General features: G+C 46.1%; 24 protein-coding genes. 14 read left to right on the top strand and 10 right to left on the bottom strand.

Going from position 1 to position 25575, the window contains the following annotated elements; all coding sequences use genetic code 11:
* Positions 1 to 34: 34 nt before the first annotated feature.
* A complete protein-coding gene (locus LEP1GSC061_RS02170; RefSeq protein WP_016543447.1) occupies positions 35 to 613 on the top strand; it encodes a TetR/AcrR family transcriptional regulator in 579 nt (192 codons plus the stop codon).
* Between the two features lie 94 nt (positions 614 to 707).
* On the opposite strand, the gene LEP1GSC061_RS02165 is transcribed toward LEP1GSC061_RS02170, so the two are convergent.
* The 3 genes from LEP1GSC061_RS02165 to LEP1GSC061_RS02155 all read right to left on the bottom strand — a co-directional run bounded on the left by LEP1GSC061_RS02165 (position 708) and on the right by LEP1GSC061_RS02155 (position 5487).
* Positions 708 to 2621, bottom strand: a complete 1914-nt coding sequence (locus LEP1GSC061_RS02165) for an AMP-dependent synthetase/ligase (protein WP_016543396.1) — start codon at positions 2619 to 2621, stop codon at positions 708 to 710.
* 80 nt (positions 2622 to 2701) lie between these two features.
* The gene (locus tag LEP1GSC061_RS02160) at positions 2702 to 3814 is read right to left on the bottom strand and encodes an AraC family transcriptional regulator (RefSeq protein WP_016543567.1); all 1113 of its coding nucleotides are present in this window, start codon (positions 3812 to 3814) and stop codon (positions 2702 to 2704) included.
* A gap of 38 nt (positions 3815 to 3852) precedes the next feature.
* Positions 3853 to 5487: a glycerol-3-phosphate dehydrogenase/oxidase gene (locus LEP1GSC061_RS02155; RefSeq protein ID WP_016544023.1), complete on the bottom strand. Its 1635-nt coding sequence runs from the start codon at positions 5485 to 5487 to the stop codon at positions 3853 to 3855.
* A 159-nt stretch (positions 5488 to 5646) separates the two neighbouring features.
* Here LEP1GSC061_RS02155 and LEP1GSC061_RS02150 point away from each other — a divergent pair, with 159 nt between their 5' ends.
* Both LEP1GSC061_RS02150 and LEP1GSC061_RS02145 read left to right on the top strand, forming a co-directional pair.
* Positions 5647 to 7665 carry a PP2C family protein-serine/threonine phosphatase gene (locus LEP1GSC061_RS02150; protein ID WP_016543668.1) on the top strand — a complete coding sequence of 673 codons (2019 nt, stop codon included), beginning with the start codon at positions 5647 to 5649 and terminating at the stop codon, positions 7663 to 7665.
* An 81-nt stretch (positions 7666 to 7746) separates the two neighbouring features.
* The gene (locus tag LEP1GSC061_RS02145; protein WP_016543808.1) at positions 7747 to 9441 is read left to right on the top strand and encodes an FAD-binding oxidoreductase; all 1695 of its coding nucleotides are present in this window, start codon (positions 7747 to 7749) and stop codon (positions 9439 to 9441) included.
* On the opposite strand, the gene LEP1GSC061_RS02140 is transcribed toward LEP1GSC061_RS02145, so the two are convergent.
* The 3 genes from LEP1GSC061_RS02140 to LEP1GSC061_RS02130 are packed head-to-tail and all read right to left on the bottom strand — an operon-like array spanning position 9438 to position 13061.
* Positions 9438 to 10202, bottom strand: a complete 765-nt coding sequence (locus LEP1GSC061_RS02140) for an enoyl-CoA hydratase/isomerase family protein (protein WP_016543568.1) — start codon at positions 10200 to 10202, stop codon at positions 9438 to 9440. The genes LEP1GSC061_RS02145 and LEP1GSC061_RS02140 overlap by 4 nt on opposite strands.
* A gap of 12 nt (positions 10203 to 10214) precedes the next feature.
* A complete protein-coding gene (locus LEP1GSC061_RS02135) occupies positions 10215 to 11024 on the bottom strand; it encodes a hypothetical protein (RefSeq protein ID WP_016544154.1) in 810 nt (269 codons plus the stop codon).
* 21 nt (positions 11025 to 11045) lie between these two features.
* On the bottom strand, positions 11046 to 13061 hold the full coding sequence (locus tag LEP1GSC061_RS02130; protein WP_016544144.1) for a tetratricopeptide repeat protein: 2016 nt from the start codon (positions 13059 to 13061) through the stop codon (positions 11046 to 11048).
* A 116-nt stretch (positions 13062 to 13177) separates the two neighbouring features.
* Between LEP1GSC061_RS02130 and LEP1GSC061_RS02125 the strand changes: the two genes are divergently transcribed.
* Positions 13178 to 14620 carry a hypothetical protein gene (locus LEP1GSC061_RS02125; protein WP_016544009.1) on the top strand — a complete coding sequence of 481 codons (1443 nt, stop codon included), beginning with the start codon at positions 13178 to 13180 and terminating at the stop codon, positions 14618 to 14620.
* Positions 14607 to 15719: a cysteine desulfurase family protein gene (locus tag LEP1GSC061_RS02120; RefSeq protein ID WP_016543490.1), complete on the top strand. Its 1113-nt coding sequence runs from the start codon at positions 14607 to 14609 to the stop codon at positions 15717 to 15719. Before LEP1GSC061_RS02125 ends, LEP1GSC061_RS02120 begins: the two co-directional genes overlap by 14 nt.
* Positions 15720 to 15724: 5 nt before the next feature.
* Here LEP1GSC061_RS02120 and LEP1GSC061_RS02115 read toward each other — a convergent pair whose 3' ends face one another.
* Positions 15725 to 16867, bottom strand: a complete 1143-nt coding sequence (locus LEP1GSC061_RS02115) for a deoxyguanosinetriphosphate triphosphohydrolase (protein WP_040507956.1) — start codon at positions 16865 to 16867, stop codon at positions 15725 to 15727.
* Positions 16868 to 17073: 206 nt separating this feature from the next.
* On the opposite strand from LEP1GSC061_RS02115, the gene LEP1GSC061_RS02110 reads away from it, so the two are divergent.
* Genes LEP1GSC061_RS02110 through LEP1GSC061_RS02100 form a run of 3 tightly spaced genes read left to right on the top strand, consistent with a single transcriptional unit; the run spans position 17074 to position 18827 of the window.
* Entirely contained in the window at positions 17074 to 17706 is a 633-nt protein-coding gene (locus tag LEP1GSC061_RS02110; RefSeq protein ID WP_016543576.1) for a DedA family protein, read from the top strand.
* Between the two features lie 44 nt (positions 17707 to 17750).
* Positions 17751 to 18302: an HNH endonuclease gene (locus LEP1GSC061_RS02105; protein WP_016543562.1), complete on the top strand. Its 552-nt coding sequence runs from the start codon at positions 17751 to 17753 to the stop codon at positions 18300 to 18302.
* Between the two features lie 3 nt (positions 18303 to 18305).
* Positions 18306 to 18827, top strand: a complete 522-nt coding sequence (locus LEP1GSC061_RS02100; RefSeq protein ID WP_016544122.1) for an LIC11661 family lipoprotein — start codon at positions 18306 to 18308, stop codon at positions 18825 to 18827.
* Here the strand turns inward: LEP1GSC061_RS02100 and LEP1GSC061_RS02095 are convergent.
* From LEP1GSC061_RS02095 to fliS, 3 genes are read right to left on the bottom strand one after another with little or no spacing between them, the layout of a single operon-like run.
* Positions 18824 to 19309, bottom strand: a complete 486-nt coding sequence (locus LEP1GSC061_RS02095; protein WP_016543454.1) for a molecular chaperone DnaJ — start codon at positions 19307 to 19309, stop codon at positions 18824 to 18826. The genes LEP1GSC061_RS02100 and LEP1GSC061_RS02095 overlap by 4 nt on opposite strands.
* Entirely contained in the window at positions 19288 to 19722 is a 435-nt protein-coding gene (locus LEP1GSC061_RS02090; RefSeq protein ID WP_016544051.1) for a hypothetical protein, read from the bottom strand. Before LEP1GSC061_RS02090 ends, LEP1GSC061_RS02095 begins: the two co-directional genes overlap by 22 nt.
* 19 nt (positions 19723 to 19741) lie before the next feature.
* Positions 19742 to 20194, bottom strand: a complete 453-nt coding sequence (gene fliS, locus LEP1GSC061_RS02085; protein ID WP_040507608.1) for a flagellar export chaperone FliS — start codon at positions 20192 to 20194, stop codon at positions 19742 to 19744.
* 86 nt (positions 20195 to 20280) lie between these two features.
* Here fliS and purN point away from each other — a divergent pair, with 86 nt between their 5' ends.
* The 6 genes from purN to LEP1GSC061_RS02055 all read left to right on the top strand — a co-directional run bounded on the left by purN (position 20281) and on the right by LEP1GSC061_RS02055 (position 25572).
* Complete coding sequence (gene purN / locus LEP1GSC061_RS02080) at positions 20281 to 20907, top strand: phosphoribosylglycinamide formyltransferase (protein WP_040507950.1); 627 nt, start codon at positions 20281 to 20283, stop codon at positions 20905 to 20907.
* Position 20908: 1 nt separating this feature from the next.
* A complete protein-coding gene (gene purH / locus LEP1GSC061_RS02075) occupies positions 20909 to 22450 on the top strand; it encodes a bifunctional phosphoribosylaminoimidazolecarboxamide formyltransferase/IMP cyclohydrolase (protein WP_016543848.1) in 1542 nt (513 codons plus the stop codon).
* Position 22451: 1 nt separating this feature from the next.
* On the top strand, positions 22452 to 23087 hold the full coding sequence (locus tag LEP1GSC061_RS02070; RefSeq protein WP_016543522.1) for a hypothetical protein: 636 nt from the start codon (positions 22452 to 22454) through the stop codon (positions 23085 to 23087).
* A gap of 33 nt (positions 23088 to 23120) precedes the next feature.
* Positions 23121 to 23834, top strand: a complete 714-nt coding sequence (locus LEP1GSC061_RS02065; RefSeq protein WP_016543867.1) for a hypothetical protein — start codon at positions 23121 to 23123, stop codon at positions 23832 to 23834.
* Positions 23835 to 24066: 232 nt separating this feature from the next.
* On the top strand, positions 24067 to 24711 hold the full coding sequence (fsa, locus tag LEP1GSC061_RS02060) for a fructose-6-phosphate aldolase (protein ID WP_040507606.1): 645 nt from the start codon (positions 24067 to 24069) through the stop codon (positions 24709 to 24711).
* Positions 24712 to 24978: 267 nt separating this feature from the next.
* Complete coding sequence (locus LEP1GSC061_RS02055) at positions 24979 to 25572, top strand: TetR/AcrR family transcriptional regulator (RefSeq protein WP_016543949.1); 594 nt, start codon at positions 24979 to 24981, stop codon at positions 25570 to 25572.
* Positions 25573 to 25575: the final 3 nt, after the last annotated feature.

Here is a 25575-nt window from a genome sequence, read left to right as displayed (position 1 = left end):
AAATAGAAAAACTCTCATTCAGGACTGACAAGAAATGCCCAAAATCGTAAACCACGAAAAGTATAAGGCCGAAATCCTCTCTAAATGTGTGGATATTTTGGCTCGGAGAGGGTATTCGGCCGTTTCTATGAGAGAAATCGCAACCGAGCTGGATGTTTCCACCGGTACCCTTTACCATTATTTCTCCACTAAAGAGGATATCTTCAAGGAACTGGTCAAGTTCGTCCTGAACAAGGATATTGAGGAGCTTCAGGTTTACTCCAAGGGAGAAGACAACCAATCCATCGAAAAGAGAGTGGAAGCCTTATTTTCGATGGTCAAGGATAGAGAGACCTATTTCCAGAATTTATTATATATCATCTGCGACGTATCCAGACTCAAAAACCACGAAGAGGAAAAACAACTGATCGCGGAAGCGATGAAGGAATACGTCACCATCATTACCAAGCATTTAGGGATTACGAATCCGAATCTGAACAGACTGCTGATCAGTATTATTTTAGGAGCCGTCGGACAGAGAATCGTGGATCAGGATTCGATCAAGTTGGACGAGGTCGCCGAAGTGGTAAAAGATTTCATGGGAGTCGTTCTCGCTAATACTTTCACTTTTTAACATTTATGACGTTCGGTCTTTTAATAATCAGCCCAAGGACGCGAAAGAATTTCAGGGAATCCTAAAATTCTCGCGACCTTGATTAGAAATCCGCTTACCTAATGGCCTCTTCCTTTTTGCCGGAGTAAATATCCGAAATCAATCCGGAATATTTTTCCGTAACTATATGGCGTTTTACGGAAAGTTTCGCGGTAAGCTCGTCTCCCGTCTCGAAAGGTTTAGGTAGGATCCTGAAATCCACCACTCTTTCAAATGACTTGAATCCGTTCGTAGCGGAGATGGAATTCTTAATTACGGATTGGATCTTTGCCACACATTTTGCCTCTTCCTCCGGAGAACCGAATCCGACGCCGGACTTGTAATTCGGAAAAAATTCGGGATTCGGAACGATAAGGGCGGAAAGATATTTCTGATCCTGACCGATCACCATACATTGTAGGATGAGTTCCGACTGACCGAGAATATTCTCTATCGGGACCGGCTCCACATTCTCTCCTCCCAATAGAACGATGGTTTCTTTGGTTCTGCCTACGATTTTCAGACAGTTATTGTAAGTCATCATTCCCAGGTCGCCCGTATTGAACCAACCGTCCTGCATCACTTTGCGGGTATTTTCTTCATCATGATAATATCCGGACATTACCTGATCCCCTTTAACATGGATCTCACCCTTGATACCGAACCCCTTCGGTCCGCCCTCTTCCGTCGTCCAGAGAATCTTGGACGTATTCGGATCTAGGATTCTTAAAGAGGTTTCCTTGTACAAAGGACCTACGGTTCCCATCACCGCCTCGTTTAAGATGCGAACGGAGATCACGGGAGAAGTTTCGGTGAGACCGTATCCTTCCAAAACCTGGATGCCGATCGCATTGAAAAATTTGTCCACATGGATGGGAAGCGCTCCTCCTCCGGAAACGGTACCTTTTAGCTGTCCTCCCGTAGCCTGGCGAATCTTACTCAAAACGATCCGATCCAGGAAGGCGGCGGGGAGAATATTCAAAATATATTGTATAATCTTGAAAATTCCCACGAAAAAGGAAACGAAGGAATTCCTACCCGTCAGATCCAATTCTCGGAAACCTAGCCAGCGCTTTGCGGATTGTAGATTCGAGGAGAAAAACAATGCCGCGCGAAACAATTTTTGTTTTATATTGGAGGATTTGGATACGGTCGCATAGATCCCCTGGTATATGCTTTCCCATAACCTAGGCGCGGAGGCCATAAAAGTAGGTTTGACCTTTTTTAGATCCTCCTTCAAAGTCCTCACGGAAGAATAGTACGTACCCGCTCCGAAATGGATGCATACCATTTCGAACATCCTTTCGAAACTATGCCATACGGGAAGAATGGAAAGTATCCTTTCTCCCGCGGCGAGCTGGATAGGTATGCGATTGATCTGGGACATGATATTCTTATGTGTGAGAGGAACTCCCTTGGGGCGTCCCGTAGTTCCCGCCGTGTAAATCAGAGTAAAAAGATCCTCTTCTTGGATCAGCGAAATCCTTTCTTCCATCTGGCGATTCCCCTTCTCCCTGAGTTCTTTTCCTCTTTGGATCAGATCCCAAAACCGAAGCTCTTTCCCGGTTCCTTTTGCGTTCGGATCCATTAGAATAATCGATTGTACGTCGCGGATCGCTCCTTGGTTCTGCTGTAGTTTCCGTAGCACGCCGTCATTCTCCGCAAATACGATCGTGGAACCGCTATGAGGAAGAATATGATTCAGGTCGGAATCCGTGACATCCGTTCCCCTAGGAACGTCCGCACCTCCGGCCATTATGATCGCATAGTCCGCGATAATCCATTCTAAGCGATTGTCGGCAAGGACGGCGGCATGTCCTTTGTAAGGAAATTCCAGTTCTATAAGTGCGGTACCAAGCCGTAATCCTAATTCGTACAATTCGGAATATCCGACCGATTCGAATTCCCCCGAGGATTTTTTAGTCAGAAACGCGGGAAGATCCCCATATTTATTTTTGGACGATTGAAATAAATCGGCAAGAGTTTTCATGCCACCTCCTTGGATGGAGGAGAGTATATGGTCGTTTAAGAAGTTTGTCGTCCTGGCGTATAACTCAGGACGTATGGATTTTAAAATTTTAACGAAGCTTTATACAAAACGGCGGTCTTTCTGAATTCGCTGGGGGTGGATTCCGTAAATTTCTTAAACGCTTCGTTGAATGCGGACTTGGAATTGAATCCTACGGATTCGGAGATCGCCAAAATGGAACGGTTCGGATCTTCCAAGAGCAATACCTTGGCTTCTTCCACCCTCCAAGAGTTGATATAATCCGAAAATTTCATAGACAATCGTCGATTTAAGAATTCGGAAAGTTGGTGGTTGGTAAGCTCCAATTCCTCCGCTAACTGGGAAAGCGTGAGATCCTCGTCGGCGTATACCTTTTCTCTTTTCATCAGAGTTTCCAGGCGATTCTTGATCTTTGTTTCATCCATTCCGTTGAGTCTGGATTTCTTATACCTTACTTCTCTTAAACTTTTTCCTACGAAACCGAGCCAATTCGGTTCCCTTTGGGAGAGCAGATACCCTAAAACCAATAATGCGGGAAGACTGAAGATACTCTCTTTTACGAATTCTATTCTTCTCATAACGGATCCTAGGAGTCCCCAGAAAATGACGAGACAAACCAAACTGATAAAGAGTAGGAACATTCTTCTAGCTCTTTCTTCGTTTTCGTCCTGTTCGGAGCGGAATAAATAACTTCGGTATATCCAGAGTAAGGGTAGAAAATAGGAAAGAATTGAAATTTTAGGAGTGATTTGCAGAAAAGCCAGTATGCTGGAATACCCCCCGGGCTGCGTAATCTCCTGCAACGTTCTCGCTCTGAACTCTTCTCCTCCCGCCCAAAAAGGTAATAGCAAAATCAGGCAGAATACATTGGGAAGAAAATGTAGGAGGATCTCCTTTTTGGAAATTTCCAGTCCAAGCAAAGTGACCTGAAAATGTATGTATAGAATGGGTGCGATTCCCAATGCGAAAGGAAGATGGAATCCGTACAATATCGGATAAGTGCGAACCATTCCGGAAATGAATGTCGCTCCTCCCATAAGCCAGAGTGAGGAGAATAGCATGATAAGAGCGATTCTTGTCCTTTCTCCTAAGGAAACGGGAGAAAGTAGAATCCCCAAAGACCAGATACAACCGAAAGAGGCGCCGAATAATAGGTATGCGATATTCCAATCCATTCTTCGTTCGCCTCTTTCTTAAACTCCGATCTTCCGAATTAAAAACGATATCTTGCCTGGATTTCTAGTCCTTCCGCTTTTTTCTTAGAGGAATTCCAACCTAAAGTAGACCCTAATTCGTTCAAAATCAAGTTTAGATTTTCCGCATCTGGTAGCCCCGGCACACCTACACCCGACCTACGGAAGAAAAAGTCGGTGGCTTTTTCTATTTTTTCGTTTTTAGCTATATAACGAATTTCGGATGCATGTATTTTTTCCCCGTTGGCTAAGAGAGCAGCATTCTCTCCCGGTTTTGCCAAGTTCAGTATATTGTAGGCAAGACTTCCGTATCGAACGGCAGCGGTTTCCAAATATTCCCCCGAAAGCTTCGGAAACTTCTTAACAAGACCTTGTACCAGGGAAGATAGATCGGAAAATTCTCCGCTGAGTAAAGGAACTTGCGTCGTTTCGCAGGGCAGAAAGTTTCCGGGTAAATAATCGCAAAGTTTATCCGCGATCTTTTCCGCCAGATGACGGCTCGTGGTATATTTTCCTCCCAATGCGGTAAAGAATCCGGGGAGGCCTTTGTCCTTATGGTCCAAGATTTCCGTTTTGCGAGAAGCATTATAAGTATCCGATTTTTCGCCCGGATCCTCTACCAAAGGTCTCATTCCACCGTAATAGAAATCTACGTCGCGTTCCGTTAGATCGGAATATCCGAACGCATAATTAATTTCCTCTAATAGTCCCTGGATGTCCTGCTTCGTGACCTTGAATTTGTCGGGGGAATCGGAGAATACGGTATCCGTGGTTCCTATGATGGTTTTTCCCCTCCAAGGCAGAACGAACATATGAGTCTTGTCCCTTTTTTTCAGGACGATGGCTTTGGAGGTGCCGAGAGACCTAGTGACTATATGGATTCCTTTAGAGCGAACGAGAACCTTATCCATTCCCACTCCGGCTAGAGATTCCACGAAATCCGCCCAAGGCCCGGCGGCGTTCACGACTGTCTTGGCGAAGACAGGATAGGACTTCCCGCTTCTTTTATCTTTTAGGATTGCCTGGTACACTTCTCCTTGTCTGGAGATTGCCACGAGTTCCGTATAATTGAATGCGAGCCCCCCCTTTCTCTCCGCGGAAAAAATAAACTCGCAGGTCTGCCTTTCCGGATTCAAGTTTTGGTAATCGTAATATAAAAATCCACCTTTCAAACCCTCTCTAGGTAAGGAAGGAGCTTCCAGAATGATTTCTTCTTTGGAAAAGAATCTATATTTGGGAATCCAGGAATCGGAGCTGATCTCCCTATTTCGATCGTAAGAAAAAGCGTCGTACATTGCGAGACCCACATGAGTGATCCACTTCTCCGCACCGGAATAGATGGGGATGAGAAAAGGCAATGTTTTCAAAGAATGAGGAGCGATCTTCGCGAGGATCCTTCTCTCTCTTAAGGACTCCCTCACTAGACCGAATTCTGCATTCTTTAAGTATCGAAGTCCACCGTGGATCAATTTGGAAGTGGCTTGAGTGGTTCCCGACGCGAAGTCGTTTTTTTCCACCAAAATCGCCTTTAAACCTCTTAGGCTAGCATCCCATAGCAAGGTAGCTCCTGTGATCCCGCCTCCTATAACTAGTGTATCGAAAACTTGAGAGGATATTTCGGCCGAGAGGTGCTGCTTGGATAATGCTTTTGACATAGATACACAGAGTCTCTTCCGAAGGATAGTCGGTCAAGAATTAAGAAATCACACAAATTCTTTACGGCAGAATCGGAGTCTGAGAGTATCGTCCTCGTGTCGAAGCTCGGATCTAACTAAAATCCGTCTTCGGTTAACGAACACGGTTCGATCTAACAAATGTCATCCGATCCCTTCATTACAAAACGGATTCGTAACAGATTCGGATGGATCCTCTCCTTTTTGGAAGAGGACCCTGAAAGAAAGAGATTCCAAGAGGAATACAAGGAAGACCTAAGAAGGCAAATCCGAGCCTTGCAGTATCCCGGATGTATCTTAGGTATCTTCGTGTGGTTAGGATTCGCTTTTGGAACCGACCAGAAACTGCATCCGGAATTTCCGGAATTATTCTATTTCCGAATCGGATTGACTATTGTCAGTCTTCTATGTCTTGGGGTTCTTTTACTAGACACTCTGTTTCGAATTCCCACACGTCATTATAGTTTGGAATACGCGTACGTCTTCGTCTCCTATCTAGTACTTAGCACTTCCTTCTTTACGGGAAGAATCGCGGATGACCCGAATTACGTATCCGGACTCCAAATCGTTCTTATCACCCTAGTATTTATTCCACTTCTCAGGAAGACGTATTTTATCATTCTAGGATTGTCCCTTCTATTCTTTATAGGGTCGGTATTATTATATTCTCCGAATATAGGAACTTCTCAGGCATCCTATTCCCTGCAGAATTTAGGCATCGCCTATTTGATCGCCCTAGTATTTGCGGTGATCCTGGAAAGATACCGCTTCCTGAATTTCGTGAGTCGTTTCCGCATTTTGGAAAGAAATAAGGAAATCTCGGAGCAAATGCTCCAAATCCAGGCCCTGAAGGAAAAGCAGGACGGGGATTATTTCCTAACCTCCTTATTACTCTCCCCTCTGATCAAGTCCGAGGAGTCCCCCGATTCTTCCGTAAAGTTGGAATTCCTACTAGATCAGTACAAGAAATTCTCCTTCAAAAACAAGGATTACGAATTGGGCGGGGATTTTCTAAGCGCCTACAGGATCCGATTGAGAGAAACGGAATATACTGCCTTTATCAACGGGGACGCGATGGGAAAATCCATCCAGGGAGCCGGCGGAGCCTTGGTTCTAGGATCGGTATTCAATTCCATAGTAAGCAGAACGAGACTCTCTCCGGAAATCCAGTCCAGATCCCCTGAGAGATGGTTAAAGGAAACATTCGTGGATCTACAGAACGTTTTCGAGACGTTCGACGGATTCATGTTGGTCTCCGCAGTACTCGGACTACTCGATCATAAGACCGGAACTTTATATTTTATTAATGCGGAACATCCTTGGCCGGTTCTTTACAGGGACGGCAAGGCGATGTTTTTGGGGGCCGATTCTCATATTCTCAAAATAGGAATCTCGGAACTGTTCGGCTCCAAAATCCAAGTGCAAACTTTTCGTATGCTCCCCGGGGATACGGTATTCTGCGGTTCGGACGGAAGGGACGATCTGATCCTGGAACAGGATTTTTCCGGAAAAAGAGTCATCAACGAAGACGAGACTCAGTTCCTACATTCCGTTGAGGAAAGCCAGGGAGATCTGAAGGCAATCCAGAAATCCTTGGCAAGAAAAGGAAAACTCTCCGACGACCTAAGCCTCCTTTCCATTTCTTATCTTCCCGAAAAGAACCTTTATATGGAAGATCGCAAGAGTATAGTAGAATCAGAAAATCTGGTTCGAAACGGAAAGATGAGCGAAGCGATCCGAATTCTGGAAGCTTCCCTTTCCAGGTCCAAAGGATCCGGGATGTATTCTCCTTTTACGGCGAGATTCCTTTCTAAACTCTACGATAAGGATTCACAATACGAAAAGGCCGCGATCTGGTCGGAAATTTCCTTAGAGTGGGATCCTTCCGATACGGAGGCGCTTTTTCAGGCTTCTATATTTTGGAAGAAATCCTTTGTGCAAAAAAAGACCGACTCGTCCTTGCAAGCGGCAATAGAATGGGGAGAAAGGCTTCGGGTTCGAAATCCCTCACATACCAAGAATCTCGTAAATCTAACGGACCTGTATAGAATTTCCGGCAATAGTATACGCGCTAGAAAACTTTTGGAAGAAGCTTACCAGCTTTCTCCCGAGGATGGGAAGGTCGCCGAACTTAGAAAGAAGTTGGACCTTCTTCCCTAAAATGAATTCTCTAATTTTTCCTTTGCTTACAAACAAGATTCGGATTTATTGGAGTCGACCCCAAAATTTCGGAGAAACCGCATGTTCTATCACGAGCTCAATCCTAATATAGATTATTCCAGATCCAATCTTAGATGGAATGCTTGGGGAGCGAACGACCAGGATTTCGGAAGAAAAGCACAGATGCCCGAAATCCTGAAACTTCTACAAAGAGAATTCAAGCTGGAAAGCATCCGTGAAACTCCCGCTGTTCCCTTGGAGAGTTTCAAACTTCCCAATCCGAAATTGAGTCCCTCCGATCTGAAAGCGCTACACGGTATTCTTGGAAAAGACAGATTGAAAACCGATCGTTATGAGAGGGTTTTCCATTCCGCAGGTAAGAGCTACTACGATGTTCTTCGTTTTCATACGAATACTCTTAAGAACTATGTGGATGCGGTCGCCTATCCCAAGAAAGACTCCGAAGTAAAAGCGATTCTGGAATACTGCTCCAAATCCAAAATCACGGTGATCCCTTTCGGTGGAGGTTCCTCTGTGGTAGGAGGCCTGGAAGTCATTAAGGGTAAGGGACAAAAAGCGGTTCTATCCTTGGACACGACTCTTATGACGGATTTAATCGCATTCGATCCGATCAGCCAAACGGCCACCTTCCAAGCGGGAATCTACGGGCCTAAACTGGAATACGGGCTGAATTTAAAAGGTTACACTTTGGGACATTTTCCCCAATCCTTCGAATACTCCACGTTAGGCGGCTGGGTCGCGGCAAGAAGCGCCGGCCAACAATCCAATCGATACGGAAAGATAGAGGAAATTCTAAGTTCCGTGAAATTAATCTCTCCTTCCGGAACCGTGGAAACTCTCAGGGCTCCCGCAGCCTCCATCGGTCCGGACTGGAACCAAATCGTTGCAGGTAGCGAGGGTCTACTCGGGGTCATCACGGAGGTGACCGTCAGGATTCATAAGATTCCGGAGACCCGAAAGTATTTCGGAATCGTTTTCCCGAATCTTAAGAATTCCATAGACTTCGTTCGGCAAACGAATCATGCCGAAATTAAGACCTCTATGCTTCGACTTTCCGATGCGAACGAAACCAGACTGTACGAATATCTGGGAGAATTAGGAAAGAAGAATACGTTCTCCCGTATCCTAAAGAAATCTCTGCAATCCTTGGTACTCCGTTGGATGGGACTCGGGGAAGGAAAGTGTGTGGTCTTAGTCGGTTTAGACGGCTCCCGATCAGAAGTGAATCATTCTTTCAAATCCATGAAACCTATCTGGAAAAAATTCGGAGGATTGTTTGCCGGAGAACATCTGGGACAGAATTGGATCCACGGCAGATACAATATGCCTTTCCTAAGAAATCATATCATGCAGTACGGATTGGGAGTGGATACGATGGAGACTTCCACCACTTACGACAGACTCGAAGAGTTGCATGCCGCAGGAATCGATGCCTTGCAGAAATCCATCCCGGGGTGCATCGCAATGTGCCATCTTTCCCATAGCTACCACGACGGAGCTTGCTTGTATTATACGATTCTATTCCCTATGGACGAGAAAAAGCCGGAAGAGCAATGGTTTAGAATGAAGAAGAAGGTCTCGGACGCATTCTTTGCGCATAAGGCTCCGATCAGCCACCACCACGGTGTGGGTTTCGATCATAAGACTTGGTACCAAAACGCGTTAGGAAAGCCGGGAATCGAAGCACTCAACGGACTCAAGAAATCCTTGGACCAAAAGGAAATCCTGAATCCGGGAAAAGTATTTCACTCTTAGGTAAATACCGGCCTTCTACGTTCCAGGATGGATCTCATTCCTTCCTGGCCGTTGGGGGTAAATACCGCCTCCGCCAGCAAGTCTATATCACGTTTTCGGAATTGATCCGCTGCTAGTCTTTGAGAATCTCTAAGGGCCAATTTAATTCCTACGACGGATTCGATCGCCATTCCCTCGAATTGCTGGCACCATTTTCTGGCTTTGGCGATCAATTCTTCCGGAGTCGCAGATTCTTCTACTAGGCCTAACTGTACCGCTTCGTCGGCCTTTAAGCCCTTTCCGCTATAAAGCAAATCCCTAGCGGTTTTTATTCCCACTAAATCCTTTAATACGAGTGCGGCAGTCGAAGGAAAATTGATGCCGATCATGGATTCCGGAAAGCCCAACCTTCCTTTCTTTTCCACAAGAATCCTGTAATCAGAAAAGATCGCAAGAACGGCTCCGACTCCCATGGAGTGTCCGTTCATAGCGCAGATTACCGGCTTATTGGAAAATAAAACACGAGCGCAGGCGCCCAAAGCGTCATTCAATACGGATTTGATCTCTTCCAGGGTTTTTCCTACGAATATCTCGGGATTAAAACCGTTGGAAAAGAATTTGTCGTTTCTTCCGGAAAGAAGAATGGCCTTAACCGTCCTGTCCTTCTCCGCTTCCTGCATCGTACTTGCGAGTTTATCGAAGAATTCCTTGCCTAACGAATTGGTTTCGTTGGTTTTAATATAAAGTTCTAATATATGTCCGTTTTTTTCTACGTCGATCATTTCAGGCCGCCTTTAGAATCCGAAACTCACTTGGTTCGGACCTTCGTTCTTATTCACTTTTTTCATCTTGATTTCGATTCTGTTTTGGTCCGTTCCCTGGTCTCTGGAAACGATCCGAGTCACGGTTAGCTTGGGAGGAAATTCCAAGTCCCCCTGCACATTCGTGACCGCCTTCACATTCTTCCCGCTAGAATCCCATTCCACAGAATAAAACCCCTTCTCGGAAGCGTAATAGGTCCATTCTTCTCCCGGTTTTCTTACGAAGATGATCCCTTCTCCCGGATGAACCAAAGTCCATTCGGGGCGGAAGAGCTGGGCATTTCTGTTGGAAAGAAGATGATAGATCACCGGAAATGGAACCACGGTTTTTTTTCCGGTATTCGGATCGGAAAGAACGATATCATCCATCGGTTGCTCGTGGACCTTTTCCACGCTGGCGGCCTTAATTCGAATGATTTCTCCGTCCGTATAGAGTTTGGAGACTACGATCCCGAATAGCTTATCGGTCAATTCGATCTGCATTTTGCCGCTCGGCTTATCGTAATGGATTTTACCGTTTAAGGAAAATACTTCCTTATTAGGAAAGAAATTCTGGATACGGATATCGAATTCTCCAGAGTAAGATGTATTCGATTCTTCTAATTTACGAAGGCTCTCCAAATATTTGGAACCTTCCTTGGATTTTGCCGAGTAGAATTTCAATTTTCCCTTTTGTCTAAAGGGAATTTCCTCAATGTCCGCCGTAACGCAATTCGAAAGTAAAAATGCGGCGAACAGAGTTAGGCGAATGAACCCGCCGACTCGTAATTCGTTTGTTGTCAAAATGGAATCCTCCCGGCCGAATCAGGGTTTGTTCGTAGCCGGATTTGCTTTCAGCCTCCCCAGTTTTTCCCGAATTCTCGCCTTGTCTTCCTTCTTTTGAAATAGGCTTTCGGATTTTTCCCAGAAGGTTCTAGTATCCGCGAATTCCCTTTTTTCGAAATGCACGTCTCCTAAATGCTCGCAGATCGTAGGATCGTTTTCGTTCTTGTCCTGCAAGATCTGGTAGGCCAAATTCAAATGTAATAAGGCCTCCTCTATTCTACCTTTCTTGAAATAGATCCATCCCAAACTATCCTGATAAGCCTCGTTATCCGGAGCGAGTTCCACCGCCTTTCGGATCAACTCCAGAGCCTCGTCTAAGCGTTCTCCTCTTTCGGAGTAATGGTAACCTAGGTAATTATATGCGATCGGATTTTCGGGATCCAGCTCCATGGCTTTCCGCAGATCCTCTTCCATAGCGGGTATCTTGCCCAATTTTTCCAAGGTCGTGGCCCTATAGAAATAATAGGAAGCTCCCTTGGGATCCAAAAGAATCGCCTCGCTGAACGCCGCGCGGCTTTGTTCGTATTTTTCCAATTGGAATAGTACGATTCCGGAAAGATAATGTGCGTAATGATTCTTGGAGTCCTCGGCCAGTATTTTCCCGATGATATCTTCCGACTCTTGGATCCTACCGGGAGGATTCCCGCGCAGTAAATAAGCTAAATGTAAATTATATTTTCTGGAATCTTCGGGAGTTTGGGAATACTCGATCGCCTTTCGGACGGAGAGAATGGAACGATATATGGAACCGTTTCTTTCGTAAACGCTTGCGAGAAAATCGTATTCTTCCGCTATGGAGGTCTTGTCCATATTCTCTCGAACGGAGATTTGGATGGCCTCGATCAATAGAGTCTCCGCCAAATTAGGAAGCTGTGATTGAAGTGCTATCCCTGCGGTTTCCACCAGTTCCTTTACATATTCGATTTTAGGAAAATTCGGGTCCCTTTTCAAAATTTCCATCACTGCCAAGCGAACGGAAAGTCTACGGGGAGATTTTTCCCGCAAAGGGAATAGGATTTTTCCGGCGTCCATATATCTGGAATTCAAGACCGCATTGAGCCCGTATAGAATGCCGTCTTTGGGCAATTTTCCGCTTTTCTTAAGCCCTTCGAAATACCCAGCCGCCATGGAACGGCTTTCGATGAAGTACATCTCTCCGAGCATCAGTTCCACCGAAGAATTTCCTTGGATCTCTTGGAGGATTCTCTGCAATTGCTTCTTTGCCTGAGAGAATTTTCCCAACTGGTCCAGGATTCTTGCGAGTAAGAATCGGACCTCCCAATTCTCCGGTCTCATCTCCAGATACCCGGAGATATAGAATAGAGCCTTATTGTTCTGTCCTTGGGCAAAGTAGGTCTTGCCCAGTGAAAGATAAACGAATTCCGGGTATTTAGGATTGGCATCCTTTTGCTTGATGAGATCCCGTAGAGAGCTTAGGTATAGAATAGCCTTTGCGTCGTTCTTCAGAGCCAGAACCGCGGAACTCAAAAGATAATAGATATCGGGATCGTCCGGGAAGCGACTCAGATTCTTTTCCAAATACTGAGCTGTCTTTTCGTACTCCGCCTGATTTAGAAGGATCGTGGCTTTCAGAATATAGGTTTCTTTGAAATTCGGATCCGCCTTTTCCGCAAGATCCGTTTCCTGGAGGGCTTCTTTCCATTGTCCAATATAATAATGAGCCAATGCTTTGTTCCAGCGGGCGATTGCGGAGACGGGAACTCCCACGGATTCGGAGCAACGTATATATTTATCGTAGTACGATATGGATTCTACGATTTCCTCCGCTCTCTCTCTACCTTCCGACCTTCTCGCCTTGTTCAAACTCTCCAAGCCTAGGGAAAAGAAAAAGGAGGGCCAAACGGATCTAGGCCTTCCTTCCGGATCGGAGTCTCTACAAACCAAAAAATTTCCCTGAGTTTGGGGGCTTGCAAATGCTGGAATCGAAGTTAGGACGGAAAATGCCAGAATCGGAATAATGCTTGCGTGTTTCATAATCCCCGGACTTGTATAGGGTTTGGAATCAAAGAGAGCGATTGTTTCACTCGCTCAACTCTGAAGCGAGGGACCGATTCGTCGAACGAATTTTCCCGACTCCGAGAGGAAAGAAATTGTTCAGTATTCTGAAAGAAAAGAAAAAGCTCTTCTTATCCCTGATACTCATTTGGACGATCGCAGCCTTCTACGTTTATCCGCGCAGGTTCGAATTTTTACGCACCGTGGCTCTTTGGTTGGAGCCTCCCGAACTCAACCCCTCCCTATCCGCAAAATTGCAAGCCAAGGGAGACGAACTTCTTTCCGAAAAGGTCGAGTTCCGACAAGTGGAGCATTACCTTCGTTTGGACAAAATGTCTCAGTCCTGCGTTCGTGCCTCGGAATTAGGCAAGCAAGGGATGGACGATATATTTCGGGTGCCTTCTTGGATGGAGGCGAAAAACGAGGGTTGGACTCTGGAACAACTAGGGAATCCCAGCGGAAACAAATTCGAAACCGGAGGAAAGAGAATCGATCCTTTCGAATATTGGCAGGAATTCTCCTCGTTAACTCTGGAATCCTTGGATTATTATAAGAGGGCACTCAATTACAACCCTTTCGATGGGTACAACGCCCCCGCTTCTAAAGTCGACCTCACTTGGGACAAGCCTCCCATTGTTGGAAAGGGTCTTTTAGAAAAAATTAAACTGACGTCGTTTGCGAGTTGCCGTCCCGAAGAGGCGATACTCGCGCATTTCCAGTCTATTTTACGGATAGAAGAATTCGTATTCGAAAAAATCCGCACCGCCGCCAAGCCCGTACTCCCTTGGTGGAAAAGAATTCTGAACTTCTTCAGCTTTTCCTGTAAAAAGGAAGAGGAGGAACTAGGAGAAGAGGATCTCCCCAAGGAAATACGAATCTGGAATTCCATAGCGGGATCCGAATCCAATCCCATGATTTTCTCGGAAGATTATCCGGAAACGACTAGACTTACCGCCAATAAATACAAACGAATCCTTCTAAATACCTTGGAACTTTTGAGAATGAAGGGAGGAGCGTCCTCCCTTTCTCCGGAGGAATCCGTCTCCCTCTATACTCGGGTTTTATTCTTCTCCTGTTCCAAACGAAATATTCCCACGGAAGCTAAATATTGGGGACCGTCGGCAATTGCTACCCTTCCTTGCGATCCTTCCGATGAAGAAGGTTCCAAAGTATTCTATTCCAATCTATTCCGTGCGGCCAGGCTCTATTACCGATTGGGAGAAAGAGATTCCCAATATAGGAAAAAAGCCGGAGAGATGTTCGAGTCCGTTTTCAAATCCAAATCCACGGACCTAGGAGTCCGTTTCCAAGCCAAGCTCATGAGAGTCCGTTGTCTACTCTTCGAAGCCAAATGGGACGAGGCATTGAGAGAACTGGACGGCTTGGATACGGAAGTCTATACGGTGGATCCGAATTATAGAAACGATAAATCCGGCTATGAAGATTTAATCGAAGACAAAAAGAAACTATTGCAGTATGTACTTCGTCGAAAAGGCAGATACGAAGAAGCCGACGACATTTTCGATGAAACGAATTAAGTACTTCGATTATAACGCAACTCATCCGCCCATCCCCGGTTTGCTTTCCAGGGTCTATTCGGAATATGAGGAGGATTTCTTCAATCCTTCCGGGCCCACACGTTTTTCCCTAGCTAGACAGGGAAAGATCGAGGAATCCAGAAAGATCCTTTCCCAACTTACAGGTAAGGACGCGAAAGGATTCGTATTCGCATCCTCAGGAACCGAAGCTAATTACTTACTCGCTTATTTTCTCAAACCTTCCGTAAAGACGAAAGTCTATCTTTCTCCTTTCGAACACGCTTCGGTTTACGCTGCCTTTCATAGTCTGGAAATTCCCACCTCCGTTTTGCATACGGATAAATCAGGACTCATATCCTTGGCAGAACTGGATTCGGTATTAAAAGAAGAACCGGGTCCCGTATGTATCATCCATGCGGGAAACGAAACCGGAGTCGTCCAGCCTCTCGAAGAGATCGCAACCATTTGCGAAAATAGAAACGTATCTCTATTCTCCGATCTAATGCAATCCTTCGGTAAGATCCCGGTTCCGTTTGCACGACTGACCGGATTCACTTTTTCCGGTCATAAAATAGGAGCCGGCCTGGGCGCATCTGCGGTTTGGTTCGAACCAAAGCTCTTAAAAGAAGGCGGGATCTTTGGAGGAGGAAACCAAGAAAATGGGCACCGCGCGGGCACGGAAAACTCGCCTGCAATCCTAAGCTTAGCGGAAGCAGCCAAAATCCAATTCCAAGAGATGGAAAAGAAGGCCGTCCGACTGGAAGATTTCCAAAGAAGAATAGAATCCGAACTAAAAGGATTAGGTGCGGAAATCGTGGCGGAAAACTCACCTAGACTAGCCTCCACTACTTTCGCGATTCTTCCCGTGGAAGACCTGGACTTTTTCATGATGGGAATGGAGGAAAAGGGTTTTGCTCTTTCTACGGGTTCTTCCTGTAAATCCAGATCCAGGGAACCGGCCCCTTCTCTTCTTTCCATGGGCTACACAAAAGAAGAAGCGTTACGCGCCATACGCATCTCCACCGGAACCTTTACTTCTACGGAAGAAGTGGACGCATTGCTTTTGGCGATCCGAGAAGTGATTTCTTCGGTGATTTAAATTCGTTATTTCGTAGCTGTAGGAATTCCCACGCTATGGGCCAATTCCTCTGCATAACGATCCGTCATTCCCGCCACGAAATCGCATACGCATCTTTCCAAACCTTCGCTTGCTATCCTATCCCTATAGATTTCCGGAATCGAATCCGGCTGCTTTCTAAAATGATGGAATAAAGCCTCGATGATATCCCTTCCCCGATCGCTCGTTACCACTACGGACGGATGCCTGTACAAAGTCTCATGCAGGAAACTTTTCAATTCTCGGACTTTATCCGAAAATTCCGAATCGTAACTTGCGATTCTCTTGCCTTCCATATAGATTCGATTCAGGTCGGATCTAGTTTCGATCTTCCAATCGGAAATTCGATTCTGGATATTTTGGATCATATTGGATACCATTCCGTTCGTGAGTTCCCGGATCACAGTTCTCACAAAAACTTTTCCCCCGAGAGAAGGATAAGAAGCTCTCACCTTTTGCGCGGTTTCCGCCCAAAGAGAAACCGTGGAGAGATCTTCCAAACGAAGGTATCCCATCTCCAGTCCGTCATCTATATCATGGTTCGTATATGCGATCTCGTCGGCCACGTCTGCACATTGGCCTTCCAAACTAGGACCTTCTTCTTTTCTTTCTTTTCCTAAGGAAGATCCGGAGTATTCCGCTCCGTGCTTCATCATTCCTTTGATCGTTTCCCTACAAAGATTCAACCCAGGAAAAGAAGGATACCTAGTTTCTAAGAATGTAACGATACGAAGGGATTGCTTATTATGCTCGAAGCCTCCGTAGTCCTTCATGAGATCCGCAAGCATGTCCTGGCCTGCATGACCGAAGGGAGTATGACCCAAGTCGTGAGCGAGCGCGATTGTTTCAGCGAGAAGAGAATTCAAACCCAATGCGGAGGCGATGGTCCTGGAAATACCCGCAACCTCCAACGTATGAGTGAGACGATTGCGATAATTCTCCCCCACGGAATGTACGAATACTTGTGTCTTGTATTGCAATCGTTTGAAAGCGCTGGAATGGACGACTCGATCTCGATCCCTCTGGAAAGGAATCCGATAGGGATGCTCTTCTTCCGAATATTCCCTACCTCCGGTTTGGTCCTGAAAAACCGCATAGGGAGCGAGAAAAGAATTTTCGGATTCTATAATCTGATTTCTATCTCTTTGCACCTAAGGACCAGAATCGGCGCGCGAAGAACTCTAAGCAAGCCAAACAAGTCTGTAAAAATCCAGGTCGTAGTACCTTCTACCCGAAAAAAGAGAAAAGAATCCGTTCTTTTTCCCGCTTTTTTGGATTCCCATTTGTACAGGAAAAGTTTCACTGGTGCAATTGTCCCGAAACGGGACCGGAATTCATGGATCTAGTTAATATCTCCGCTCTCGTCGATTTCTTCTCTCAGTTCGGACACGAATTCGCTTATATCGCTGTCTTCCTCACCCTGATTCTTTGCGGTTTCGGATTACCCGTTCCGGAAGATATTTCCTTAGTATCGGGAGGAGTCATCTCAGGACTCGGTTACGCCAACGAGCATATCATGTTTGCGGTAGGAATGGCCGGAGTTATCATAGGAGACGGCTCCGTTTTCCTTTTGGGTAGAGTTTTCGGGGAGAAGGTACTACGAATTCCTTTCGTAGCCAAATTCCTAACTCCGGAAAGATTCGCCCAGGTCCAGGACAAGTTTTCCAAGTACGGAAACTGGGTGGTTTTCATGGCACGCTTCATGCCGGGACTCAGAATGCCCATTTATCTCACCGCCGGGACTTCGGATCGAATTTCCTTTTTCCGTTTTCTCTGCCTGGACACTTTCGCAGCAGTGATTTCCGTTCCAATCTGGGTCTATCTAGGCCATTATGGGGCCAAGAACCTAGACCAGCTCAAGACATGGGTTCACCAAGGTCAGGTAACTGTGTTTTCCCTTCTGGGACTCGGAATCGTAATATTACTGACCGCGGTTTATCTGAAAAAGAAACGTTCGGAAAAGCCTTAGTTTTACTCGACATCTCTTTAGGACAATCTAATGTCTGGTAAGATATGGACGTCCTCGCCCAGCCTGTGTTGGTGCTGAATGCGACCTATGTTCCGGTCGCAATTCGTACGGTAAAAGACGCGATTATTCTTTTGGTCTTAAACAAGGCCGAGCTGGTCAAGGACGAGAAGGCTCTTCTTATCCGCTCCGAAAAGGTCCGATTCACCGCTCCTCGGATCATTCTACTCACCGGTTATTACAAGGTTCCCAAAAGAAAGCATAAGCTTTCCCGGGAAAATATTTTCCTTAGGGACAATCACGAATGCGTGTATTGCCGCAGGAAATACCCTTCTTCTCGTCTTACCCTGGACCATGTGATTCCTAAGAGTCGATGGAACGAAATCCCGAAAGACAAAAAGCCTCTGGACTACCATACCTGGGAAAATCTGGTTACCGCCTGTAGGGACTGCAATTCCAAGAAAGGAAATAAACTGCTACACGAGCTCAAATGGGAGATCCCTGAAAATCGATCGACAAACAAGAGACGTTTTCCACAGTTTTCCGTATCGGAACAACTGGCTGAAAAATTCGGTTGGGAAGATTATATTCGCAGCTAATAAATGAACCAATCTTTATCTTTCGGAAGGACAAAATGCCTTTCCCGGCTTCTTCCGATTCTCATCCTTTTTCTTTTCTCCGCTTGCAAACATTATTCCAGCAATAGAATCATCACGACTCCTCCCACTCTAATCGGAATCGCTCCCATCTCGAGCGGATACGAGCTAAGACTGAGAGCCGGAAATCCGGAGGCATTCTTCGGAGGATACACTCTTTATTCCGCTGCCACGGTTTTCGATTCTAGGAATCCTTCCGATTTTTCCATCGGCAAGGGTTGCGAATTGCCTTTGAATCTTCTTCCCAACCAACCTATAGAATATTCCATAGAAATCACGACAAGCACCGGCCCTCTATCCACTCCCGGTCCAGGAGAGAATACGAACAGGGTTTGTAAGATCATCGCCACTTTGAATTCGGGGGATTATATTACTCTCAGATCCTCCGTGATTTCCTTGGATCTAAATTCAGGCACAAAGGATATATACGTATTCTCCATGCCTTCCAACACATTGCAGGTTCCTTAGTCTTTAAACCAGACCGAAAGTTTTTGCAGAGTTTTTTCCGCGTCTTCCTTCCAGATGCTTTGGGGATAATGATCCAAAAACTCCTTCCATTCTCCCACAACGGTCTCCAGCTCTTCTCTTAATTTTCTAAGAGCCGGATTTTCTTCTCCTTTTAGAAAGACAGGATTGCCTTCCGTAAACTGGAAATATCTTTCGAGAGCTTCCGCGGTTCTCTTTTTGGCTTCCTTATAGGATACGAAGCCTTCTCTGTCTTCCGCTTTCGTTCCGGTCTCCAATGCTTCCTCTTTGGATTCTAGAGAATGCAAAAGCACATCTCTCAACTGAACGAGTTCTTTGAATAGGAAATCGGTTTCGTATTCCCCCGAATCGGGATGGTATTTTCGGGAAAGTTCTCGGAAGCGGGTTCGGACTAGCTCAGCGTCGAATTTTCTTGGAAGTCCGTAAAAGTCTAGGGCTCGGCTTAGCAGGTCCCCGTCTTCCACCCTAGCTTCCTTTTTGTGAGGAATCTCTTTAGCTGGATTTCAGCCTGGACTAGATTCAGTTCCTTTCTGTATTCGTGTAGTATCTCTTCCATCTTAAGACCCACTTTTTCGTTCAGGTCCCGAGACTCCTCCAGTTTACGGAAGATTTCGTCGGATAGGCGGATGATTTCCAAAGACTGGGGATACGATTCTTCGAGACGTTCGATCTTACGATCTAGACTCATCATACTTTCCATGAGTCTAGAATTTTCGTGTTCTAGCTTTGCGGCATTCTCGCCGTCTCCGAAGGAAAGAACTTCCATTTGGCGGTTCTGAAGACGGATAAGTTCCTCTAAGAATGAGATCTTTTTAAGATACAAAGACTCCAATTCGTTTTCCTTCGTCTTTGCGGATCGGTTCTTAGGGGATGGCATCAGGCGAGAGAGTCCTTAATTATCCTTGGAGAGAGAGTCCGGTGCCTCTGGAGCCCGGAGCCGGCATAGGAACTACGGAGGAAGCTTTTTCCTTCTTCTCGATTTCTTCCCAAGCATTTTTCAAATCTTCCAGATACTTGATGATTTCGTGTAGGATCTCGCTGTCCTTCTTCATATTGGCTTCGAGAAGTCGCTTTTTGATATAAACATAAATGCCTAGGAGATTATTGGCGACCTCTCCCCCATTTTCCATGTTCAAGGCTAACATGAGCTCGGTGACGATTTCCTGAGCCTTGAGGATATGGTTGTTCACCACATCGTACTTGCGAGGGGTATTATTATCGATGGCCACATTTAAAAAACGGATCGCTCCCTCATAAAGCATGACTATGAGCTTTCCCTGACTTACAGTAGAAATTTCGTTGGATTTGTACTGTTCGACCGAAGCCGTCGATTTTCTGGCAAGTGACATGTGTCTCTCCTGAAATACTCTTCGACAAATTTCCGGACCGCCTTAACGTGGACGGGCAATTCTTAGCGTATCGGATGCGAAAATTCTTGGCAAGTCTGTTTCCCAAACCCAGAAAAAAGCTTGTTTTTTTAGCTTCGGGCCGGGGGAGCAATTTTGAGGCGGTTTTGGCCTCTCTCCGGAAGAATAAAATCCACGGGGATCCGATTTGTCTAGTCACGGATAATCCCTCTGCTAAGGCCATCCAAGTCGCCGAGTCCTTTCGGATCCCTGTCAAAGTCCTAGATTTCAAATCCTACTCCCAAAAGTCGCAATACCATGAGGAGTTACTACACACCCTCCAGGAATTATCTCCGGACCTGATCGTTGCCTGTGGTTACATGAGAATTTTAAAGCCGGAGATCATCCGAGCCTTTCCGAATCGTATCCTAAATATACACCCGTCTCTTTTACCCTCCTTCCCGGGCCTGGATGCCCAAAAGCAGGCTTTCGAGTACGGTGTGAAAATTGCCGGATGCACCGCTCATTTCGTGGACGAGGGAGTGGATTCCGGTCCCATCATTCTCCAAGGAGTCGTGAAAATCGAGGAGAAGATGACGGAAAGAGAATTGACTCTTGCCATTCTCAAAGAGGAACATAAAATCCTGCCCCTCGCGGTGAAATTATTCTGCGAAGATAGGCTACTCATCAAAGATAGGAAGGTTTCCATCCTCTAGCATGATCAAAATCACTCGTGCCCTCATCTCGGTCAGCGACAAGACAGGACTGATCGGTTTCGCGAAATATCTGGACTCCAAAGGCGTTGAAATCATCTCCACCGGCGGAACACTCAAGACTCTCCAAGAAAACGGAATCAAGGCCGTCGCCATTGACGATTATACCGGCTTTCCGGAAATCCTCGACGGCAGAGTAAAGACTCTCCACCCGAAAGTTCACGGAGGCCTTTTGGGAGTGGTTTCCAATCCCGAGCACAAAAAGAAAATGGAAGAGCTCGGAATACCTAAGATCGATCTCGTAGTTGTAAATCTCTATCCTTTCGTACAGACAGTATCCAAGCCGGGAGTGAAATTAGACGAGGCCATCGAGAATATAGATATCGGCGGGCCGTCCATGCTACGTTCCGCGGCCAAGAATTATCGCCACACGGTAGTAGTCACGGATCCCAACGATTACAAGACTGTGGAAGATTCCATGAAGGTTAACGAAGGTTCCGTGGATGCGGATACTTCTTTCCTTTTGATGAGAAAGGCGTTTTCTCATACGGCTCTTTACGATGCCGCTATTTCCTCCTGGTTCAATAAACTCGCCGGAGAAAAATTCCCCGACATTCTGAATCTTTCCTTCACCAAAAAACAAAAGCTGAGATACGGCGAGAACCCCCACCAGGGCGGCGCATTCTACGAGCCTCTTTTCAATAAAAGCGAATTCGCTCCTCTTCAGGGTAAAGAATTATCCTTCAATAATATGTTGGATTTCGACGCGGCATTCCATATCTCCGCTCTTCTTCCCGACAATACGGTCTGCATTATCAAACATTTGAATCCTTGCGGGATCGCTTATGCGGACGATCCTTTAGAAGCATTCCGATTGGCTAAAAGAACCGATCCCATTTCCGCTTTCGGAGGAATCATCGGAATCAAGGGAGCCGTTTCGGGAGAACTCGCGGTTCTAATCGGAGAGACATTCGTAGAGGGAGTGATCGCCCAAAAATTCGAGCCTGCGGCGCTGGAATTCTTCGCCAAGAAACCGAACGTGCGACTCATTGAAATAGCAAACTTCCAAGAAGCGCTGGACGAAATGGATTTAAGACCCATCCACCACGGTATGCTTTTACAAGACAGGGACTACGCTACGATCACCGAAAAGGATCTGAAAGTAGTGACGAAAAAGCAACCTACGGAAGAGGATATCCGAGGGCTCATGTTCGCCTGGTCCACTGTGAAATTCATCAAGTCCAATGCGATCGTTTACACCGAAGAAAACGCAACTCTAGGAATCGGAGCCGGACAGATGTCCAGAGTGGATTCCGTGCAATTGGGTGCCACAAAAGCGTTGAACGTGGGACTCTCCGTAGTAGGTTCTTATGTTGCGAGCGACGCATTCTTCCCTTTCCGGGACGGAATAGACGCGATCGCGAAAGTGGGAGCCAAGGCGATCATCCAACCCGGAGGTTCCATTCGGGACGAAGAAGTGATTAAAGCCGCGGACGAACACGGGTTGATCATGGTATTTACCGGCATGAGGCACTTCAGACATTGATATGGAATTCTTTCTCTACCTGATCTTTCTAATTTTCACGTTAGTTTCCTTGTCCTTAGTCGATTATTATTTCGACCTGATTTATCTGAGCGGCAAGGATACTTTCGAAAAGCAGGAATTGACGGACTGGTTGAGAATCGTACCTACAAAGATCCTCTCGATTTTCGAATCGGGAGGAAGTCTGCAATACGGAAGTATAGGATTTTTAATCTCCGCCTCCTTCTCCCTAGTCTGGACTTGGATGGGAGGACTCATAGGAACTCCCCATTATGCGGACTCTTTCGGAAATTACTTCTTCCTTTCCCTCATTCTTCCGGTCTTTTTTCTATTCTTCTACTCCTATCTTTCCTCTGAGATACTGCATGCCGCTCGTATCTCTCCCGAAAGCGGATCTTTCCTAAGCAGACTTTTGGCTCAGGAAATCCCTATTCTTTCCGGATGTTTCATTTCTGTGATCGCTTCCAATTTGGCGGTCTATGGCCTCTATCATGAGATCGCTTTCCTATTCGTTTTGCCGAATATTTTGATTTTAGGGATACTCATCGTACTAAAATGGAACGGAAAATTGCCTTTCGGCGGCACCGGAAAGAGGAAGGAAGAAGAGGATGATTACGAGGATTTCGGGGAAGATTCCTAATCGGAAGCCTTCCTTCTGCCGATAGGTTAGAATATGAAAGGGAAAACCGTTGGCGCTTTATTCTTAACCGTTCTATTTCCATGGACGGCAGTATTCTCCCAGTTTCCGGGGGACAATTCCACCCGAAATAACGGAGGCAAGCCTACCCTGGACGGGTTCGCCGAGGTGGCCTGGGAGGCATCCTATTCTCAGGTTCGTGAGAAATTTCTTTCCTTAGCGACCAATCCCCAAAGCGACGAGAAAATCGAAGTCGTTCACGAAGATAAGGAAAAATCCCTTCTAGTCAGAAGAAACGGAATCTTTTATCTATATCGTTTTTACTCCACTCCCAAACTCGTTTTGGATTCCCGCCCCAAGGATAAGCAGGCGAGACCCGAGACTCCTCCTCCAGGAACCGACGAGGACGAGCATCTGGAACCCGGAAAACTCTTCTCAGTAGGAGTCTCCTTCCGTTACCTTCCGGGTAAGGACGTGCAGAATAAGCTGGAAAACAAATACGGCAAACCCAAGAAAGAAACCTTGGACGAAAAGAAAATCGGCGGTGCAGTGATCTGGGAATTGACCGACGAAAGAGAAGCTCCTCCCAAAGGCGGCTTCGTTGTGCAATGGAAGGAAGCGTATAAGAAGCAACCCTTTACCAGAAGAGTGGATTATTTCAGCTCCAAGGTAAAAGCTCAGATCGAGAAAGAATACAAGGAATTCTTCTCCGCGGAAGAGATCAAAACGCTTAGAGATCTCGTTCCTTAATTCTCCCATTCTCATCCGTAATCCGGAGCCATTTATTTGCGGCTCCGGAACTTCGGAATCCTTATCCTTCCGATCAAAATGCCTTGACCGCTCCCCTTAAGAAGACCAAATATCCAGAAAGATTCTAAGAGTACGGCTTTTCTACCAAAGACCCGGACTCTGGGAGCCCGAAATCGGTGCCGATTCAAAAGCATGCGTTTTTGGGCGGACTATAAATCTTTTGGAGCCCATTGTGGAATTATATCTGGATACGGCAAACGTGGATGAGATCAAAGAGATCGCTTCCTACGGACTCTTGGACGGAGTCACCACCAACCCCTCCCTAATCGCTAAATCTGGTCGTAACTTTAAGGACGTAATCAAAGAGATCTGCGCCATCGTTCCGGGACCGGTCAGCGCCGAAGTCCTAGCTACCAAACATGAGGACATGTTAAAGGAAGCGGACGAACTAGTGCAAATCGCTCCCAACGTGGTCATCAAGGTGCCTTTGATTCCGGAAGGATTAAAGACCGTAGTCAAATTGACCGAGAAAGGAATTCCTACTAACGTTACTCTTTGCTTCTCCGCGCCCCAAGCTCTCTTAGCGGCAAAAGCGGGAGCCACCTATATCTCTCCTTTTATCGGCAGAGTGGACGACACTTCTTGGGACGGAATGGAACTCATCTCCGAGATCCGAGAAATCTACGACAACTACGGATTCGAAACCAAGATCCTTGCCGCCTCCATTCGAGGACCTATGCACTTGAAAGAATCCGCTCTCCGAGGAGCGGATTGCGCGACTATGCCGATTTCCGCATACCAGCAATTATTCAAGCACCCTCTGACGGATATAGGCTTGGAGAAATTTCTGGAAGACGCCAAGAAATTGAAATGGTAATCGGAGAATAAAACCGATGCGAAAAGGGCCGCTTTTAGCGGCCTTTTTTATCTATATTCGAGCGGATCGATTCTTAGTCCCGAATAATGAAATACGATTAGAATAGGAGTCAACGACAAACTATCCCTAATTCCATAGTCCGATTATGTGGAATCTATTTAAAATACGAACGTTCGTTCGGTATATCTTTTTTGGTTAGAAACGTTCATTTTCTTTGCAAGAAGCACCCGGCATGCTATTTCTATACGGAAGCACCGGAAAGAATATATGACATTAGCGATCAGCGAAACCCAGGAAAATATACTTCGCTTGGCGGCGGATTACGCATCCGAATACGGATTGAACGATTTGAGTATCGGCAAACTCGCCGCCTCGGCTAAGATGAGTAAGGCGGGACTACACGGTTCCTTCGGATCCAAGATGGATCTACAACTGAATACAATCCGTTACGCTGCGGAAATCTTCAGACAAAGAGTGATAGGACCCGCAATGGAATTGGATACCGGCCCGAGAAGAACCCTCGCCTTCTGTCGAGGTTGGTTGGAGTATATAGATCGGAAGGTATTTCCCGGAGGTTGCTTCTTTACGAGAGTCTCTATGGAAGGAGGATCCTTGGCCGACAGCGTAAATAAGGAAATCCGTAAGCAATTCCAATCTTTCCGTCGATTTCTATCCACAGAATTATCCAAGGGTATCGGACATACGAAAGCTAATCGCCAGTCATATATTCTAGCGGATCAACTCTTGGCCCTCGTCATCAGTTATAATTGGGCTCTGCATTCCATACGAAATCAGGATGCGGCCAGACATATCAGAGATCTGCTATTCGATCGATTCGATCTGATTTCCAAAAGCAATTAATCG

It is taken from the genome of Leptospira wolffii serovar Khorat str. Khorat-H2 (genome assembly GCF_000306115.2).
Lineage (GTDB): Bacteria > Spirochaetota > Leptospiria > Leptospirales > Leptospiraceae > Leptospira_B > Leptospira_B wolffii.
Note: the sequence above shows the minus strand (reverse complement) of the source record. Positions and strands in the feature narration are given on the sequence as shown.

Bases quoted from the DNA above. Each gene is read 5' to 3' on its own strand.
- LEP1GSC061_RS02120 (WP_016543490.1), top strand. From the start codon at position 14,607: ATGAAACGAATTAAGTACTTCGATTATAACGCAACTCATCCGCCCATC.
- LEP1GSC061_RS02110 (WP_016543576.1), top strand. From the start codon at position 17,074: ATGGATCTAGTTAATATCTCCGCTCTCGTCGATTTCTTCTCTCAGTTC.
- fliS (WP_040507608.1), bottom strand. From the start codon at position 20,194: ATGTCACTTGCCAGAAAATCGACGGCTTCGGTCGAACAGTACAAATCC.
- LEP1GSC061_RS02160 (WP_016543567.1), bottom strand. From the start codon at position 3,814: ATGGATTGGAATATCGCATACCTATTATTCGGCGCCTCTTTCGGTTGT.
- LEP1GSC061_RS02170 (WP_016543447.1), top strand. From the start codon at position 35: ATGCCCAAAATCGTAAACCACGAAAAGTATAAGGCCGAAATCCTCTCT.
- LEP1GSC061_RS02070 (WP_016543522.1), top strand. From the start codon at position 22,452: ATGGAATTCTTTCTCTACCTGATCTTTCTAATTTTCACGTTAGTTTCC.
- LEP1GSC061_RS02145 (WP_016543808.1), top strand. From the start codon at position 7,747: ATGTTCTATCACGAGCTCAATCCTAATATAGATTATTCCAGATCCAAT.
- LEP1GSC061_RS02090 (WP_016544051.1), bottom strand. From the start codon at position 19,722: ATGCCATCCCCTAAGAACCGATCCGCAAAGACGAAGGAAAACGAATTG.
- LEP1GSC061_RS02105 (WP_016543562.1), top strand. From the start codon at position 17,751: ATGGACGTCCTCGCCCAGCCTGTGTTGGTGCTGAATGCGACCTATGTT.
- LEP1GSC061_RS02155 (WP_016544023.1), bottom strand. From the start codon at position 5,487: ATGTCAAAAGCATTATCCAAGCAGCACCTCTCGGCCGAAATATCCTCT.
- LEP1GSC061_RS02065 (WP_016543867.1), top strand. From the start codon at position 23,121: ATGAAAGGGAAAACCGTTGGCGCTTTATTCTTAACCGTTCTATTTCCA.
- LEP1GSC061_RS02130 (WP_016544144.1), bottom strand. From the start codon at position 13,061: ATGAAACACGCAAGCATTATTCCGATTCTGGCATTTTCCGTCCTAACT.
- purH (WP_016543848.1), top strand. From the start codon at position 20,909: ATGATCAAAATCACTCGTGCCCTCATCTCGGTCAGCGACAAGACAGGA.
- LEP1GSC061_RS02100 (WP_016544122.1), top strand. From the start codon at position 18,306: ATGAACCAATCTTTATCTTTCGGAAGGACAAAATGCCTTTCCCGGCTT.
- LEP1GSC061_RS02140 (WP_016543568.1), bottom strand. From the start codon at position 10,202: ATGATCGACGTAGAAAAAAACGGACATATATTAGAACTTTATATTAAA.
- LEP1GSC061_RS02165 (WP_016543396.1), bottom strand. From the start codon at position 2,621: ATGAAAACTCTTGCCGATTTATTTCAATCGTCCAAAAATAAATATGGG.
- LEP1GSC061_RS02150 (WP_016543668.1), top strand. From the start codon at position 5,647: ATGTCATCCGATCCCTTCATTACAAAACGGATTCGTAACAGATTCGGA.
- LEP1GSC061_RS02055 (WP_016543949.1), top strand. From the start codon at position 24,979: ATGACATTAGCGATCAGCGAAACCCAGGAAAATATACTTCGCTTGGCG.